Origin of the sequence: Proteus columbae, from assembly GCF_002777965.1 — a bacterium.
Lineage (GTDB): Bacteria > Pseudomonadota > Gammaproteobacteria > Enterobacterales > Enterobacteriaceae > Proteus > Proteus columbae.
Genome location: NZ_NGVR01000032.1, coordinates 262,902 through 279,795, shown reverse-complemented (window position 1 = coordinate 279,795; position 16,894 = coordinate 262,902). Strand labels below are relative to the sequence as shown.

General features: G+C 35.8%; 10 protein-coding genes and 1 tRNA gene. 8 read left to right on the top strand and 3 right to left on the bottom strand.

The genetic code is table 11. The annotated features are described in order from the left end of the window. Nucleotides 1-29: 29 nt before the first annotated feature. Nucleotides 30-560 carry a flagella biosynthesis regulatory protein FliZ gene (fliZ, locus tag CBE70_RS17935; RefSeq protein ID WP_075673009.1) on the top strand — a complete coding sequence of 177 codons (531 nt, stop codon included), beginning with the start codon at nucleotides 30-32 and terminating at the stop codon, nucleotides 558-560. A 445-nt stretch (nucleotides 561-1,005) separates the two neighbouring features. Here fliZ and putA read toward each other — a convergent pair whose 3' ends face one another. Next, nucleotides 1,006-4,974 (bottom strand): trifunctional transcriptional regulator/proline dehydrogenase/L-glutamate gamma-semialdehyde dehydrogenase, encoded by a 3,969-nt coding sequence (gene putA, locus CBE70_RS17930; RefSeq protein ID WP_100160399.1) that lies wholly within the window; start codon nucleotides 4,972-4,974, stop codon nucleotides 1,006-1,008. A 469-nt stretch (nucleotides 4,975-5,443) separates the two neighbouring features. Here putA and putP point away from each other — a divergent pair, with 469 nt between their 5' ends. Further along, nucleotides 5,444-6,928 carry a sodium/proline symporter PutP gene (gene putP, locus CBE70_RS17925; RefSeq protein WP_100160398.1) on the top strand — a complete coding sequence of 495 codons (1,485 nt, stop codon included), beginning with the start codon at nucleotides 5,444-5,446 and terminating at the stop codon, nucleotides 6,926-6,928. 101 nt (nucleotides 6,929-7,029) lie between these two features. Here putP and CBE70_RS17920 read toward each other — a convergent pair whose 3' ends face one another. Continuing rightward, complete coding sequence (locus CBE70_RS17920; protein WP_157926022.1) at nucleotides 7,030-7,866, bottom strand: hypothetical protein; 837 nt, start codon at nucleotides 7,864-7,866, stop codon at nucleotides 7,030-7,032. An 896-nt stretch (nucleotides 7,867-8,762) separates the two neighbouring features. Here CBE70_RS17920 and CBE70_RS17915 point away from each other — a divergent pair. The 5 genes from CBE70_RS17915 (at nucleotide 8,763) to CBE70_RS17895 (ending at nucleotide 14,695) form a co-directional block, all read left to right on the top strand. Next, complete coding sequence (locus CBE70_RS17915) at nucleotides 8,763-9,293, top strand: fimbrial protein (protein WP_100160396.1); 531 nt, start codon at nucleotides 8,763-8,765, stop codon at nucleotides 9,291-9,293. A gap of 63 nt (nucleotides 9,294-9,356) precedes the next feature. Continuing rightward, complete coding sequence (locus tag CBE70_RS17910) at nucleotides 9,357-10,082, top strand: fimbrial biogenesis chaperone (protein ID WP_100160395.1); 726 nt, start codon at nucleotides 9,357-9,359, stop codon at nucleotides 10,080-10,082. A 16-nt stretch (nucleotides 10,083-10,098) separates the two neighbouring features. Further along, entirely contained in the window at nucleotides 10,099-12,627 is a 2,529-nt protein-coding gene (locus CBE70_RS17905; protein WP_100160394.1) for a fimbria/pilus outer membrane usher protein, read from the top strand. Beyond that, nucleotides 12,624-14,003 carry a fimbrial protein gene (locus CBE70_RS17900; protein WP_100160393.1) on the top strand — a complete coding sequence of 460 codons (1,380 nt, stop codon included), beginning with the start codon at nucleotides 12,624-12,626 and terminating at the stop codon, nucleotides 14,001-14,003. The genes CBE70_RS17905 and CBE70_RS17900 overlap by 4 nt, the downstream gene beginning before the upstream one ends. Nucleotides 14,004-14,005: 2 nt before the next feature. After that, a complete protein-coding gene (locus CBE70_RS17895; protein WP_100160392.1) occupies nucleotides 14,006-14,695 on the top strand; it encodes a fimbrial biogenesis chaperone in 690 nt (229 codons plus the stop codon). A gap of 194 nt (nucleotides 14,696-14,889) precedes the next feature. Here the strand turns inward: CBE70_RS17895 and CBE70_RS17890 are convergent. Next, nucleotides 14,890-14,965 (bottom strand) — tRNA-Lys (locus CBE70_RS17890). Nucleotides 14,966-15,225: 260 nt separating this feature from the next. Between CBE70_RS17890 and cycA the strand changes: the two genes are divergently transcribed. After that, on the top strand, nucleotides 15,226-16,638 hold the full coding sequence (gene cycA, locus CBE70_RS17885; RefSeq protein WP_100160391.1) for a D-serine/D-alanine/glycine transporter: 1,413 nt from the start codon (nucleotides 15,226-15,228) through the stop codon (nucleotides 16,636-16,638). Nucleotides 16,639-16,894 lie beyond the last annotated feature (256 nt).

Sequence of the window (16,894 nt, the reverse complement as noted above, 5' to 3'; positions counted from 1 at the left end):
TAAGACTACAACACAGGGCTTTATCTCTTATGTCTGTTTCAACACAAAAGAAACGGCCGCTAAGCCGTTACATTAAAGACTATAAACACAGCCAGACTCATTGTCTACATTGCCATAAGGCGCTTGATCGGATCTCCCTCGTATTCAATCGCCAAGTTATCAATAAAGAAGCCATTTCTGAAATGACGGATTTAATTGATGATGAAACGTGGGAAACGTTACAAGAGAAGTTCTCTGCGCTATGCCGTTTTTGTAGTGAGATTTACTGTAATAGTGAAACTGACTACTTTGACATTATGTCTTTTAAGCAGTATTTGTTTGAACAAACGGAGATGAGCCACAGTACTGTTCGTGAGTATGTGGTTCGTTTACGTCGGCTCGATGAATTACTGACTTCAACTAATTTTCCGCGTCAAGAATTTACGACAGAGAAAATTCAGTCAGACCTGAGTAAAAAGCTCACTCCCTCTGCATTTAGTAACTACAACATTGCATTACGTAAGTATGAGCAATATCTCGATTGGTGCCAAGAGCCACCATCGATGAGTAGCAGTCACTAATTGCGCTCAAGAGAGACCTTAAAAGGAGTAGCCTAGCCTACTCCTTTTTCTTTTATCTCTATTAATCACACTTTATTTACCTTTCTGCTTTTTCTCTTATCTTAAAATCTTAAAAAGTTTTTATTTATCCTTTAATAAGAATACTTATACTAATAATAGATTGATTAATAGATAAAAAAAGCGCCCACAGTGGGGCGCAAGTTTCAGGTATTCATAAAGATATAATTAAATCAACTTCTAGGTTGACTTGAGCGTAAGTATATTTACTAAACTTACTCGTCGCGAATAATAAATATAAAAAGAGTGAGAATAGTCACAGCATTCAAAAAAATAATATTTTTGGCTGTTTCTTTAGAAATAATGCAGTAGCAAAAGAAAAAACCACCTTTAAGAAAACAAACTTTAAAGGTGGTCTCAAAGACAAGGAGAGAAAGAGATAAAGTAATTAACTAATCGTCATCAAACTTGCATTGCCTCCAGCCGCTGCCGTATTAATACTTAATGCTCTTTCATGTAATAAACGCTCTAGCAATAGACCAGTTTCACCGCGAGAAAACCCTTGAACAGAAATTATTGCGCCTTTGCGTTGCGCAATTTTCTGGCAAGTTTCACGCAATTGATCACCATCACCATGGTAAATTACCGCGTTTATTTTCAGTGACTCATCATTCCAGTTTTCAGTCACTGTGAGGGATTTTCTGACAATATCAGGTAATTCACGATAGGTTTTTTGTGAGAATAGGTTATTCACGACAACGGCATGGCAACCGGAAGCGAGAACAGCCGCAATCTGAGTGAATGCATCTTGTTCGTTATCCGAAATACACAATACATGACCACAAGGGACTAATTGATAAGTATTTCGTTCCCCAGTCGGACCCGGTAATACGCGTAATGTTCCTGCTTGGGATGCAAGGGCGTATTTTTCTAAAGCTTCATAGTGTGATTTATCCGCTCTGTTTGATAGCCATTCCATATATTTATGATAAGTCTGTAATAACGTATTACGCATAGAAGTATCAAGAGGAAGTGTTTCATCTTGGCGTGCTAATGTTTGCGTCGCGGCATTTTCAGGGCGTTTAGATAACAAGCGATACAGATAAACAGGACCGCCTGCTTTTGGTCCTGTACCGGATAAACCTTCACCACCAAAAGGTTGAACCCCCACAACTGCACCAACCATATTACGGTTTACGTATAAATTTCCCACTTTGGCATTTGAGGCAACATAAGCAATCGTTTCATCAATACGTGTATGAACGCCCATTGTTAACCCATATCCTGTTGCATTAATCTCTTCTAGCAATGCAGGTAAATCTTGGCTTGCATAACGTACAACATGTAACACAGGGCCAAAGATTTCTTTCTTCAATGAACTGACCTTATCTAATTCAATTAAAGTCGGTTGAACAAAGGTACTGTTATTTTCAATGTGTTTTGACAGACTATTGTGTGATGCTTGATAAATATCGAAGCCTGTTGTGCGCATAGATTGGATATGCTTCTCTATGCCTGATTTTGCTTCTTTATCGATAACAGGGCCAATATCTGTGGATAGCAAACTTGGATCACCCATAGTGGCTTGTGCCATCGCACCTTTAAGCATCTCGATAGTATGATCGGCGACTTCTTCTTGAATACATAATAGGCGTAAAGCAGAGCAACGCTGACCCGCGCTATCGTAAGCAGACGCTATAACATCAGCCACCACTTGTTCTGTTAATGCAGATGAATCAACAATCATGGCATTTAAGCCACCAGTTTCTGCCACTAAAGGTACTGGGTGACCTTCACTGTCTAATCGACCCGCTAAGGTCTTTTGTAAAATATGAGCCACCTCTGTTGAACCTGTAAACATCACGCCACGAACACGCTCATCAGCCACTAAACGTGCACCAATGGTTTCTCCTTGTCCTGGTAGCAGTTGCAGTGCAAAAGAAGGAATACCTGCTTGATGGAAAAGCTCAACGGCTTTTGATGCAATTAAAGGTGTTTGCTCTGCGGGTTTTGCAAGAACGGTATTACCTGCTGCTAAAGCTGCCGCAATTTGCCCGCTGAATATTGCTAATGGGAAGTTCCAAGGGCTGATACAAACCACAGGCCCTAAAGGTCGGTGTGTATTGTTATCAAAGTCTTGCGCTACTTGAGCTGCATAATAATAGAGAAAATCAATGGCTTCACGAACTTCAGCTATCGCATTGCTATAAGTTTTACCTGCTTCACGCACTAATATTCCCATAAGAGATCCCATTTGCTGTTCCATTAATTCAGCAGCACGGATCAAGAATGAAGCTCTTTGCGCTGGTGGTGTTGCAAACCAGATCTCACCGTTTTCTTGAGCAAGGGTTAAGGCAAAATCGGCCTCAGCTTCTGTGGCTTCTCTTACTGTACCTACAATATCCGTATGGTTGGCTGGGTTTAATACAGATTGAGGTTCTGGTGTTTTTTCTGAAGAATTAAACACATTACCTAATAAAGGTTCACAATGTATATTTTCAGTTGCTGATGTTAATAAGGCACTAGAAAGTGATGCCAAGCGATGTTCGTTTGACATATCAATGCCCGGTGAGTTTTTACGTTCATCACCATACAGTTTATTAGGAAGCGGAATTTTAGGATGAGAAAGCCCAACTTGACCTTCAGCTTGCGCCATTCTATTCACTTCTTTGACCGGATCTGCCACTAACTCATCAAGCGAAATTGTGGTATCAGCAATTCGGTTGACAAATGATGTATTAGCCCCATTTTCAAGTAAACGACGGACTAAATAGGCAAGTAATGTTTCATGAGTCCCTACTGGCGCATAAATACGACAAGGGCGACCTAATTTTCCATCTGCTATTTTACCAACAACTTGAGCATAAAGTGGTTCACCCATACCATGTAAACACTGGAACTCATATTGTCCGGGGTAATAATTTTGACCTGCTAAATGATAAATTGCTGACAGTGTGTGTGCATTATGCGTGGCAAATTGCGGATAAATAAAATTAGGTGATGCGAGTAGTTTTTTCGCACAGGCAAGATAAGAGACATCGGTATATACTTTGCGAGTATAGACAGGATAGTCTTCAAGCCCATCAATTTGAGCGCGTTTTACTTCGCTATCCCAATAGGCACCTTTCACTAAACGGATCATTAAGCGGCGACGGCTACGGCGTGCCAAATCAACGACATAATCAATAACTAATGGACAACGCTTTTGATAAGCCTGAATAACAAAGCCAATACCATTCCAACCTGCTAATTCAGGTTCAAAACAGAGTTTTTCAAGTAGATCGAGTGAAATCTCAAGTCTATCGGCTTCTTCTGCATCAATATTAATACCAATATCGTATTGCTTTGCTTGTAATGTTAATGAAAGTAGGCGAGGGTAAAGCTCTGACATAACTCGCTCATATTGAGCACGGCTATAACGAGGATGTAATGCTGAAAGCTTGATAGATATTCCTGGGCCTTCATAAATACCTCTGCCATTAGAGGCTTTACCAATGGCGTGGATGGCTTGTTGATAAGAAACTAAATAATCTTGTGCATCTTTTTCTGTTAATGCCGCTTCCCCTAACATGTCATAAGAGTAGCTAAAGCCTTTTTCTTCAAGTTTACGCGCATTAGCAAGGGCTTGAGAAATAGTCTCACCTGTAACAAATTGCTCACCCATTAAGCGCATCGCCATATCAACACCTTTGCGGACTAATGGTTCGCCACTTTTGGTGAGAATGCGATTTAAAGAGTTAGACAGCTTTTCTTCATTATGTGTAGAAACTAATTTACCTGTGAATAATAAGCCCCATGTAGCAGCATTCACAAACATAGACTGGCTTTGCCCTAGATGTGAACGCCAGTTTCCATGACTGATTTTATCGCGAATAAGTGCATCACGCGTGGCTTTATCTGGAATACGCAATAAAGCTTCTGCTAAACACATTAAGGCAACACCTTCTTGCGAAGAAAGTGAGAATTCCTGTAATAGACCTTGAACCAGCCCTGAGCGACCAACACCATTTTTCTGTTTACGTAATTTTTCGGCAATGGAATAGGCTAATTTATGCGTTGCTTGCGCCTCATTTTCAGGTAAGGTTGCTTGTTGCAATAGCATAGGCACTGCTTGTGTTTCAGGGGTGCGATAGGCAGAAGTAATTGCTGAGCGTAAAACAGACTGCGGGTGAATATGTTCAGCAAACTCCAAGAAAGGCTGATAATGAGCAGTTGGTGTTTCAGCGCTTTCATCAATATCTTGCTCTGCAAATGTTGAGTTACCAAGATTAACCTGATCATTTTCAACTTGTTCTAGATAATTGAAAATAGCCTGTTTAATTAACCAATGCGATGTTCTATCTAATTTCTGTGCAGCTTCTTTCAATCTATTGCGGGTTTCTTCATCAAGTCTAACACCCATTGTTGTGCTACTCATGCAGTGCTCCTCATATTCTATTTCTAATTCACAAGTACAGTTACCCGTTATTCTTATTAATATCATTCATGTTGCAACTTTGTGCAACATTGTTAACAATTTATTTATAAATAATGTGAAAGTAGTCAGGTTTTGTGCGTGATTAAAAATAATTTAATTTATTTATTCTATATATTTATATATAAATCAATAAATTATATTTATTTTGTTGATTTTTACATTTATAATGCATCCTTGAATTAAGACAAATAGTGTGAAGTCATATACAAAATTTAAACATTTAAACGTTAATTTCTTGTTAAATGCAGTTAACCTATTCTAGGATTGATGTGAATGCTTTATCTGTTGCTGTAAGAAATTATTTTAATTAAAAACTGAAAAGATCATTAATGCGCAACGAAGTGCAACGTTCCTGTACAAGTCAAAAGCATACCGATGATCGGAAACAGATTTATGGAGAACTGCAATTATGGCTCTAACTTCGCCAATGCTAATTACATTTACGATCTATATCTTGGGTATGCTTTTTATTGGCTACCTTGCTTATCGTTCAACAAAAAACTTTGATGATTATATTCTTGGTGGTCGGCGATTGGGTAGTGTAGTCACTGCGTTATCAGCGGGTGCTTCAGATATGAGTGGCTGGTTATTAATGGGATTACCTGGTGTGGTGTTTTTCGCCGGTATTTCTGAAAGTTGGATAGCTATTGGACTCTGTTTAGGCGCGTGGCTAAACTGGCGTTTAGTTGCAGGGCGTTTACGTTTGCAAACTGAAAAAAATAATAATGCATTAACGTTACCCGATTATTTGACATCGCGTTTTGATGATAAAAGCAAAATGCTACGTATCATTTCAGCTTTAGTTATTCTTACCTTCTTTACTATCTATTGTGCATCAGGCGTGGTTGCTGGTGGAATGCTATTTGAATCTACGTTCCATATTCCTTATCACGAAGCTATGATTTATGGTGCGCTTGCAACTATCGCATATACCTTTTTAGGTGGTTTTCTTGCTGTAAGTTGGACAGATACAGTTCAAGCGACTTTAATGATCTTTGCTCTGATCCTAACGCCTATTATTGTTATTTTCTCTGTGGGCGGCATTGATACTTCTATTGCTATCATTAAAGCAAAAGATCCATCTTATTTGGATATGTTCAAAGGGCTTGATTTTATCGCGATTATTTCCTTATTGGCATGGGGATTAGGCTATTTTGGGCAACCTCATATCCTTGCACGTTTTATGGCGGCTGATTCTAACCAAACTATTCGTAAAGCACGTCGTATCGGTATGACGTGGATGATCCTCTGTTTAGGAGGAACTGTTGCGGTTGGGTTCTTTGGTATTGCTTACTTTGAAATGAATCCAGCACAAGCGGGAGCAGTAACCGCTAAAAATGAACGTATTTTTATGGAATTGGCTTCACTGCTCTTTAATCCATGGATTGCTGGTATTCTGCTATCTGCAATTCTAGCTGCGGTAATGAGTACATTAAGTTGTCAATTATTAGTTTGTGCAAGTGCGTTAACTGAAGATTTATACAAGCCATTTATTCGTAAAAGTGCGAGTCAAAAAGAGCTAGTTTGGGTAGGGCGTGGCATGGTGTTATTAGTTGCGATTATCGCAATCTTCTTAGCGCGTGATCCAAACAATAAGGTACTTGATTTAGTAAGTAACGCGTGGGCAGGTTTTGGTGCCGCTTTTGGTCCTGTGATCCTCATTTCTGTAATGTGGAAACGTATGACTCGCAATGGTGCATTTGCCGGAATGTTGATTGGTGCTTTAACCGTATTAGTGTGGATGCAATATAAATGGTTTGGTTTATATGAAATAATTCCTGGATTTATCTTTGCCTCTATCGCTATCGTTGTTATCAGTTTAATGGGTAAAGAGCCAACTAAAGAAAACCAACAACGCTTTGATGAAGCTGAAACTCAATATCGTAATACATAATAAAATATAGAAAATTAGCATAGTAAAATGCCACTTTATTTAATAAGGTGGCATTTTTATATAATATTATTAACTTAAATTTGATACGAAAAATATAAACATTATTCGTAGTAAATAAACTCGTTATGAAGCATTACTCTACTGAAATTAATGACTTCATCATTAAATTTAATCGTACTTTCAAGTTCCTCTTTTGAACAATTAGTAAATTTATCCCATTCAAGGCAAGTAGTGATAAAGGCTTTATCCTCTCCATTAATACCTTTGATATAGTTTGATTGAGTAACAACTTTTCCTTCAGGATCATACTGATACTCTACATTTATTTTGCCGTCTTCTATTACGGATTGTAGTTTTCCTTGGGAATTATAGGTGTACTCTGTTGTGATAGTCTTAGTTGTAGGATCAGACGACTTGCTAATTTCTTTAATAATGCGTCCATCTTTATAGTCGAATTGGCTGGTGACTGTATCCAGTAAAGCGCCATCATCTGAGTAATATTGAATTACTTTTTTGTTAAAGCGGTTTTGTTCATCTTTATGATAGGTTTCTTGCATATAGATAGAGTGTGAGCCATAGGCATTTTTTATCTGAAATTGATATCGTATAACAGAAGGGTTATTAGGCAATGTTCTTATTAAATTAGTTTCCACATTGCCTTCGAAGTACTCCTGCATTGATGTGCTATCTTTTAATAACTTTCCACACTCATTAAAGTGAATTTCACCTTTTAGTGCTTTAAAACGTCCATCATGGGGTATAGTGCTTGTCATCGTGACTGATTTAACAGGGCCACTATAAGAACTGAGTAACATAATGTTGCTATTGGCAATATTGATTTGCTTTTCAGTCTCTGTACATTGAGTTGAAGCCGCAATTGCTGGTAATGAGGAAACCGCATAAAGGGAAAGGGGGATAAAGAGTAGTTGTAATTTCATAAGGCTATCCATGATACTCGTCATTCTTCAAGTTGTCGCGTTGTTGACTGCACTCACTCACACTAGTCACATACTCTCGTATGCTCCTATTCCTTTTTAAGGAATAGATTTACTTGTTGCTTAACTACACCTCGAATTATTTAGAGTATAGAGTGTGAGTTAGTATAGGTAATTGCTTTGATAAATAGTATAGATGAAATCCTATATGATTAATGAGTATAAAAGCGACTACAAAAGCAAAAGAAGATTGTTAACTCAGCGTGACTTGTACTTTTTATCAACATTGTTGACTTCGCTATCATCTCCAAATACCTTCATTAATATAAATCTAAAGGCAATTTTCTATTTTTATGCAGAGAGTGAATTCTATATAAATAAAATTTAATATTTAATTTTTTCTAAATTTATTTGTTTTTCTATTAAAAAAACTATAGATAATAGCAATAGTAAATAATCAATACAGATGCATAATTATATTTAAATCTGTTTTTATTACCGTGGGGTTTTAATTTAATAGATGATAATAAAAAAGGCTCATTGATTGAGTATTAAATAAAAATGATAATTATCAAATAAAATAAAGAAAGTATTATTTTTAATATTAGTCCTAATATAGTCTATTAATTATTTTTTAAAGGCAAAAAATAATCATAAAAAGAAAATCAAAATAAGACTTTTTCAAAAAATATAGGTGTTAATACCTAGAAATAAGATAAAATAGTTGCATTTTTTTAGTAAGTGAGTAGATAATCATAATTACTTACAGATTATTACTTAATAAATATGAAATATTGTTATTAATAAACTACATTATTTCATGTTCGTCTTTTTCATCTTTTTATATTACCAACACAATGAATTAGTCTTATTTTGATATATTACCGGAGAGTTTTATTATGAATAAAATACTTCTTGCTACTATTATTGCAGGTATTTTTTCTACAACTGCTTTTGCTGCTTCAGATAATACCATTCGTTTCCAAGGGGAAGTTTCTGATGAAACTTGTACTGTGACTGTTAATGGTAACTCTGCACTTCCAGTTGTTTTATTACCAACAGTACCTGTAACTTCATTAGATACTGCAGGCAAAACAGCAGGTCAAACACCATTTACTATTGCAGTGAGTGGTTGTACTGGTTCTAAACCAACAGATACAAATATTAAAACCATTTTTATTGCTAATAATCTGACAACAGAAGGCCGTATTGGTAATACAGCAGCAAAAAACAATGTTAGCTTAGAAATTATTGATCCTGCGAAAACCGGCACCAAAATTGATTTAACTGGTGTAGGTAACGAAGGTTTAGTATTAAAAGCAAACGAAAAATCAGCATCTTATGATTATGCTGTACGTTATTATGCAGATGATGTTGCAACAGCAGGTAAAGTAGAAGGTAGCGTGCAGTACTCTATCTCTTATCAATAATGCTTATATGTCTCCTTTATATAAAGGAGACATTTTTTTATTTATATAAGAGGAAGATAAGTAATGAAAAAAATAATAATGTTAATTGCCGTATTTTTTTTAAGTTATAGCACAGCATCGTATTCTAGCGTCACTATGCTAAAAACACGTATTGTTTATTCATCTGATTCACGCTTTGAAGTTTTAAAGTTTATGAATAATGATGAAATCCCTTACATTATGCAAATATGGGCGGATAAAAATAATCCTAATTCGACTCCAGATAATGCAGATGCGCCTTTTGTTATTCAGCCTCCCGTTTTTCGTATCGATCCTAAAACAGGGAGAGACGCACGATTAATTTATACTGGTGAAGGTTTACCACAAGATAAAGAATCTATTTTCTATTTAAACGTGGCGCAAATTCCACCTAAAGATCTGAATAAAGATATAAAAGAAGGAAATAGCTTTACGGTTATTGTGCATCATCGATTAAAAATATTTTATCGCCCAGCAGCGATTGTTTCACAGCTAAATAATATTGAGAAACAAATATCATTCTTAAAAGAAAGTAATGGCAATATAAAAGTTAAAAACGATTCACCTTTCTTTGTGTCATTTGCACAACTTGAGGCCACTAATGCTGCGGGACAAAAAGTTATATTTAAATCAACTATGGTTTCTCCGTTATCAACGGAAGTATTAGTCGCTGAAAATGGCGAAAAACTTTCATTCTCACCCAATAAAATGACCTATAAATACCTTAATGATTTAGGTGGGCAAAACAGTGCGACAAATTTAATTCATTAATAAAAATGGCATTGAAATGAAATTCATAGAAAAAAGCGCCGTACAATTAAATAAGAGAATAAAAGTCGTATTCTTAATCGGCTCATTTTCTCTATTTATTCAATCAATGCCCTTTGCATTTGCTGATGATTATGAATTTGATCCTTCTTTATTATTAGGTAGCAAAAATAATATCAACATTAATCAGCTTCATGATAGTAATTATGTGGAACCTGGTGATTATGATGTTGATATCTACATTAATAATCGTTTTTTTGAAAGAAAAACAGTGAGTTTTCAATTAAATGATAAAGGTAAAGTGACACCTTGTTTTAATCAACAACAGATTGATGAAATGGGGATCTTGCTGGATAACGAAGTCAGTCAAGATAATAGTCAATGTTTAGTATTAAACCAAATTAATAAAAACATTGTAGATTCGTTTGATGCTTCTAACTTTAGAATAATGATTGCAGTGCCTCAAATCTTATTAAAACGAAAACCACAAGGCTATGTCAATGAAGACGATTTAGATGCAGGCAACACCATGTTGTTTACCAATTATTCTGGTAATTACTATAAGAATAAATCGAACGGACAAACTTCAGACTATGGTTTTGGCAGTGTCAATATGGGTGTAAACCTAGGAACTTGGCAATTTCGTCAACAAGCGTCTTACTCTTATAATTCATCAAAATTGGGAAGTAACAGTGAATTTAATTGGATAAGGACTTATCTACAAAAACCGTTACTGACATTAAAATCGATGTTAGTTGTTGGCGATATTTATACAACTGGCGCACAATTTTCAAGTCTGGCATTTAAAGGTATTCAATTAATGTCTGATGAAAGAATGTTGCCAGATTCTCAAAAAGGCTATGCACCTGTTATTCGTGGTATTGCGACTACTACTGCCCGTGTAGTGATAAAACAAAACGGAACTGAAATTTATCAAACGACGGTATCACCCGGACAATTTGAAATAAATGACCTTTATCCAACCAGTTATGAAGGGGATTTATTAGTCGAAATTCACGAAAGTAATGGCAAAGTTTCTTCTTTTACAGTGCCATTTACCGCATTACCTGAGTCAGTAAGGGCTGGTCGCTTTAAATATAATTTTACTGCGGGTGAAGTGAACAACTTTGGTTCAGAAAATAGTTATTTTTCAGATATCGCTTTGCAATATGGTGTGAATAATACAGTAACGCTAAATACAGGAATACGTTTAGGACATCAATATCAATCCGTGTTTGTTGGCTCTGTTATTGCTACAAAATTAGGGGCAATAGGCTTTAATTCGGCATTTTCAAATGCTGAAGTGAGCGGTAAAAATTATCAAGGTGGACGATTAGGTATTAGTTATAGCCGTACTTTTAGCCCAACTAATACCGTTATTACACTTGCAGGTTATAAATATTCAACAGAGAATTTCCGCGAATATAATGACGTCTTAGGATTGAGAAAAAGTGCAAGTAGTGACATGGAATGGAATTCCAACAGCTATAATCAAGAAAGCCAGTTTACACTTAGTGTTAATCAGTCTCTTGATAAGTGGGGGCAACTTTATATTTCAGGCTCTATCAGTAATTATTATGGTAATAAAGGACATGATGCCCAGTATCAAATCGGTTATTCAAATACCTATAAAGATATTGCTTATAGCCTCGCCTATAGCCGCCAAAAAACGGGACAAATGACGGCGAATAATACTTTTACATCAATGACAACCAATCCGATATCGGAAGATATGGTGATGTTATCTGTTTCTATGCCATTAGGACGCTCTGATTATTCACCAATGCTATCACTATCTTCTAGTCATTCTAGTGATGATTCGAGTTACCAAACGAATTTGTCAGGGCTTTTAGGTGAAGATAAAACACTTTCTTATAGTGTAAATGCAGATTACGACACACAAAATAGAGCGGTAGGTAGTGGTTTACACTTAATTAAACAGCTTCCTTTTACCACGTTATCAGGCAGTATCTCTAATGGTAAACATTATACTCAAGGAAGTGTCGGAGTTCAGGGGGCTTTAGTTGCACACAGTGGTGGAGTAACCTTAGGACCTCGTATTAGTGATTCTTTTGCTTTAGTAGAAGCAAAAGGTGCAAGTGGCGCGAGTGTGAGTAATGGTATGGGCGCACGCATTGATCCTTTTGGTTATGCTATTGTGCCTTCTCTCGTCCCTTATCAATATAATAATGTTAGTTTGGATGGGAAAAATATTAGAAATAATAATATAGAGCTACTGGAAAATACTAAGCAAATAGCACCGTATTCAGGTTCAAGTACCAAAATCGTCTTTAAAACACAAGTCGGATATCCTGTATTGATTTCGGTTAAGCCTGAAAGTCTATTGGTATTAGGTGAAAATGTTTATGATAAAGATAGACATATTGTTGGTATGGTAGGGCAAAGTAACCAGATTTATGTTCGAGTCGAGAACAAAGAAGGTACGCTGATTGTTGGGAAAGAAGAAAATAGCTGTAAAATTGCTTATTCAATCCCAGAAGAAAAAGAAGCCGATAAACTCATTTTATTATCAGGTCAATGCTTATGAAATTAAATAGTCGTTACTTCTCTTATAAAACAGTTATTTTATGGGTATTGATATTATTTCCTACTTTCGCTTCTGCTACTTGCTATAAAATAGTAACCACGACAACCAACCCTAGAAGTAATTATTACACTGAGCCTGGTAAAGGAACGGCGAAAAACTGGGCTGGCGCAAGAGACGATTCTGGTTCAATGGGAACAACACCTAAGATTATTAATGTTAACAATGACCAATTTCAGCCATTAGGATCATTAGTGGCAAGTGGCTTTGTTCCATTTTTAGAAGCGGGTTATGAAGTATATGATCCTGAACAAATATTGTTTCGTTGCACAGCCGATGAAGAGGACAAATTAAGAGAATTTTACTCAACTAATGGTGATTATATTTATGGTGGTAATAAATTAGTTAATCCCGCTTTAGGGTTAAACGAGACCTATATTAGTCTTGCCAGAGGATTAGGTATCCGGATTAAAAATACCATTACGGGTGAATATTATAGCCGCTATTGGAAATCGCGACCATTAAAGAATTTAGAAAGAGATAGCCAAGGGTGGATATTAGTTAAAGCTAAAGATTTTTCTAATATGGAAGTGGAGTTATTTAAGATTAACTATGAAAGAACAAGTGATATACCGCCTGCACAATCAGGTAGTGGACTAATTACTTTTATTAATCAACCGGCAGGTTATATCGCCTTTCAAAGCTCTAACTTCTCTTATTTATTAAAAGATGGCTCTGATCATGCGACGAATTATCACGGTTTTTATGCTTATTGGCCAGCAGCGGTTAATATGTCTCGCCGTATTTATATTCGTAATGCGTCCACTTGTTTCGTACGAAATGTTACGCCTTATGTTTCATTCCCACCGGTCACTATTAATGAGTTAGCAAGTGGTAAAAAAGTGACTTTACCTATTACGATTGATTTTTATTGTCAATTAACACCACCTGCAAGTGATGGCATGAGTAATATTGCCAGTGGAACTGGAGCAGGACAAACTGCAATGGGCTTTTTACCTAGACCTACAAATGTTAACAAGGCAATTGAATTAGGATTAACTGTACCTAATGGTGCTGCAATTACTCACTTAGTGACAGACGGTTATGGTACTGATTCAAATATGGCAAAAGGAGTTGGTGTAAGGATATATCGCCCATCAGGTATGCCATTAAACTTATTATCAACATTAGCTAATGAAGGGCAAGGTGAAGGTTATGGTTGGTATCCTATTTATGATGATGCTAGTTCAGTCTCATTTAATAATGGTATTGCCGATTTAACTAAAACATTATATGCCTCATTAGAAGCGTTACCGAGAGAAAAAATAACCGCCGGTAAATTTAATGCAACATTACAAGTGATTATACAGGTGCAATAAATATGAAAAGGATCAGTATTTTTATTTTGTTACTGTGTTTTTCGTTTATTGCCAAAGCGAATTTAGCATTAGACGGCTCAAGAGTGATCCTTTATCACTCAGACAGAGAAGCATCCTTAAATATAAAAAATGATGGTGAGTTTCCTGTGGTGGTTCAAACATGGGTGGATGATGGTAATCCAGAAAATACCCCAGAAACCATAACAGATGTTTCTGCTTTATCATTACCGCCTGTATTACAATTAAAACCGAGCGAATCGCAACGGGTTCGAGTGATTAATAAATTTACCAATAAAGATAAAGAGAAAGAGACACTTTACTGGCTTAATTTATATGAAATCATGCCTAAACCAGCGAACAAAAAATATGATGAGGGTTTAATTAATATCGTTGTCAGATTACAAGTAAAAGTATTTTATCGCCCTGATGATTTAGTTATGGCGATTTCCGATGTCAGTAACGCTCTTATTTTTACGAAATCAGATAAACAGTTAACAGTTGAAAATCCGACGCCTTTTTATGCCACCATTAAATCAGCATCTGGTGAAAATAATCCTAATATTCTTATTCCTATGATAGCACCATTTTCCAAACAGAAAATCAACCTAGAAGATAGCAAAATAAATACCATTAGCTACGTTTTGATTGATGATTTTGGTGGGGAATTTCAAAATAAAAAAGAAGTCAAATAGGATTTTAGTGAGTTATTTTTAAATTTGTATTTAAATAGATAATTATTTCTTGGTTACATTCTTGTATTAGGTATTAAATACATAAAATATAATGATATTTCTATTTGAATGCTATTTTATTGCCATTTTCTTCCAGACACAAAAAAGCCACTTATCTCTAAGTGGCGTAAATGTCTGATTTATCAGCTTAAAATTGGTGGGTTGTGGGAGGCTCGAACTCCCGACCAATTGATTAAGAGTCAACTGCTCTACCGACTGAGCTAACAACCCGATGCGCTGATTATTCTCCTCTCAAATGCGATGGTCAAGTGCTTATTTTGATTTTTTTTCAAATGGATAAAATATCGCCGAATAAATTAAAGAAAGGATCTTATCTGGTTATCAAAGCATCATTCATTTTACTAAAAGTGATCTTTTCATTACTTATACTGAGATTTGTGTCACAATAATTTCGCAAACATATTACCGCGTCAAAAAATAAAATAGCGGTAAAAACAACATCGAAAATATGAAAACACTTCAGGTATTGTATGGAAGATCAAACAGAAATTTCTCCTCCCGTTAGAGCGAAAAATGCCACTCTACAGCGCGGGTTAACAAATCGTCATATTCAATTAATTGCTATTGGTGGTGCTATCGGTACTGGTCTATTTATGGGATCAGGGAAAACCATTTCGTTAGCTGGGCCATCAATTATCTTTGTTTATATGATAATTGGCTTTGTCTTGTTCTTTGTGATGAGAGCTATGGGCGAGCTGTTATTATCAAATTTAGAATATAAGTCATTTAGTGATTTTGCTGGTGATTTATTAGGGCCGTGGGCTGGTTTTTTTGTCGGCTGGACATATTGGTTTTGCTGGGTCATTACGGGTATTGCCGATATCGTCGCTATAACGTCTTATATTAGTTATTGGGCTCCTAATTTTCCTGAATGGGGTACATCCTTTATTTGTGTGCTGACATTGCTTATTTTAAATTTAGCGACAGTCAAACTCTTCGGTGAAATGGAATTTTGGTTCTCCATGATAAAAATAACCGCAATTGTCTCTTTAATTATTGTTGGTATTGTTCTTATCAGTATTGGGTTTGAATCGCCAGCAGGACACACCGCAGCACTAGAGAATATTTGGAATGATGGGGGAATGTTCCCTAAAGGGTTAAGTGGCTTTTTTGCCGGATTTCAAATCGCTATTTTTGCGTTTGTTGGGATTGAATTAGTCGGCACCGCGGCTGCTGAAACTCGTGATCCAGAGAAATCTTTACCGAAAGCTATCAATGCTATTCCTATCCGTATTATTACTTTTTACGTATTAGCATTAGCGATTATTATGTCAGTAACTCCATGGCGTTCTATTTTGGCGGATAAAAGTCCATTTGTTGAGTTATTCGTTATGATAGGAATACCTGCAGCTGCAAGTTTAGTAAACTTCGTGGTATTAACAGCAGCAGCTTCTTCTGCAAATAGTGGGATATTTTCCACAAGCCGAATGTTATTTGGTTTATCTAAAGAAGGTGAAGCACCAAAACAATTTAGCCAATTATCTAAACGTGCAGTGCCTGCCAATGGGCTGTTATTTACTAGCCTATGTTTGTCATGTGGGATTATATTAATCTACTTTATTCCTGATGTTATGCACGTATTTACCTTGGTAACAACAGTCTCTGCGTTATTATTTATGTTTATTTGGAGTATGATTTTATGCTCTTATTTGGCATACCGTAAAAAGCGACCACAATTGCATGAGAAGTCTATCTATAAAATGCCTTTGGGAATTATTATGTCATGGTTATGTCTTGCATTTTTTGCATTTATGACGGTGCTACTCGCTTTTGAACATGATACTCGCCAAGCATTAAGTGTGACTCCATTATGGTTTATTGCATTAGCAGTTGGTTATCAATACGTTAAGAAGAACAAGCAGAAAAATCTTGCTCAAAAGTAATACAATAGCGATATAGTAAAAGTGAAAAGCCTTATTATTTAATAAGGCTTTTTATTATAAATAAAATGCTATTACTAAATAAAAATGATTAAAAATAAAGGTTATATTTATTTCTATTTTTTTTACTTGGTTTTTACCATTATTTTGAGTGAAAACAGACGTTATTTTTCTGAAATAAAATATTTTTAAAATATGTTAACTACATCCGGTATTTTTCTAAAAATACACTATCCTACAATTAAAATAAAAGGAGACG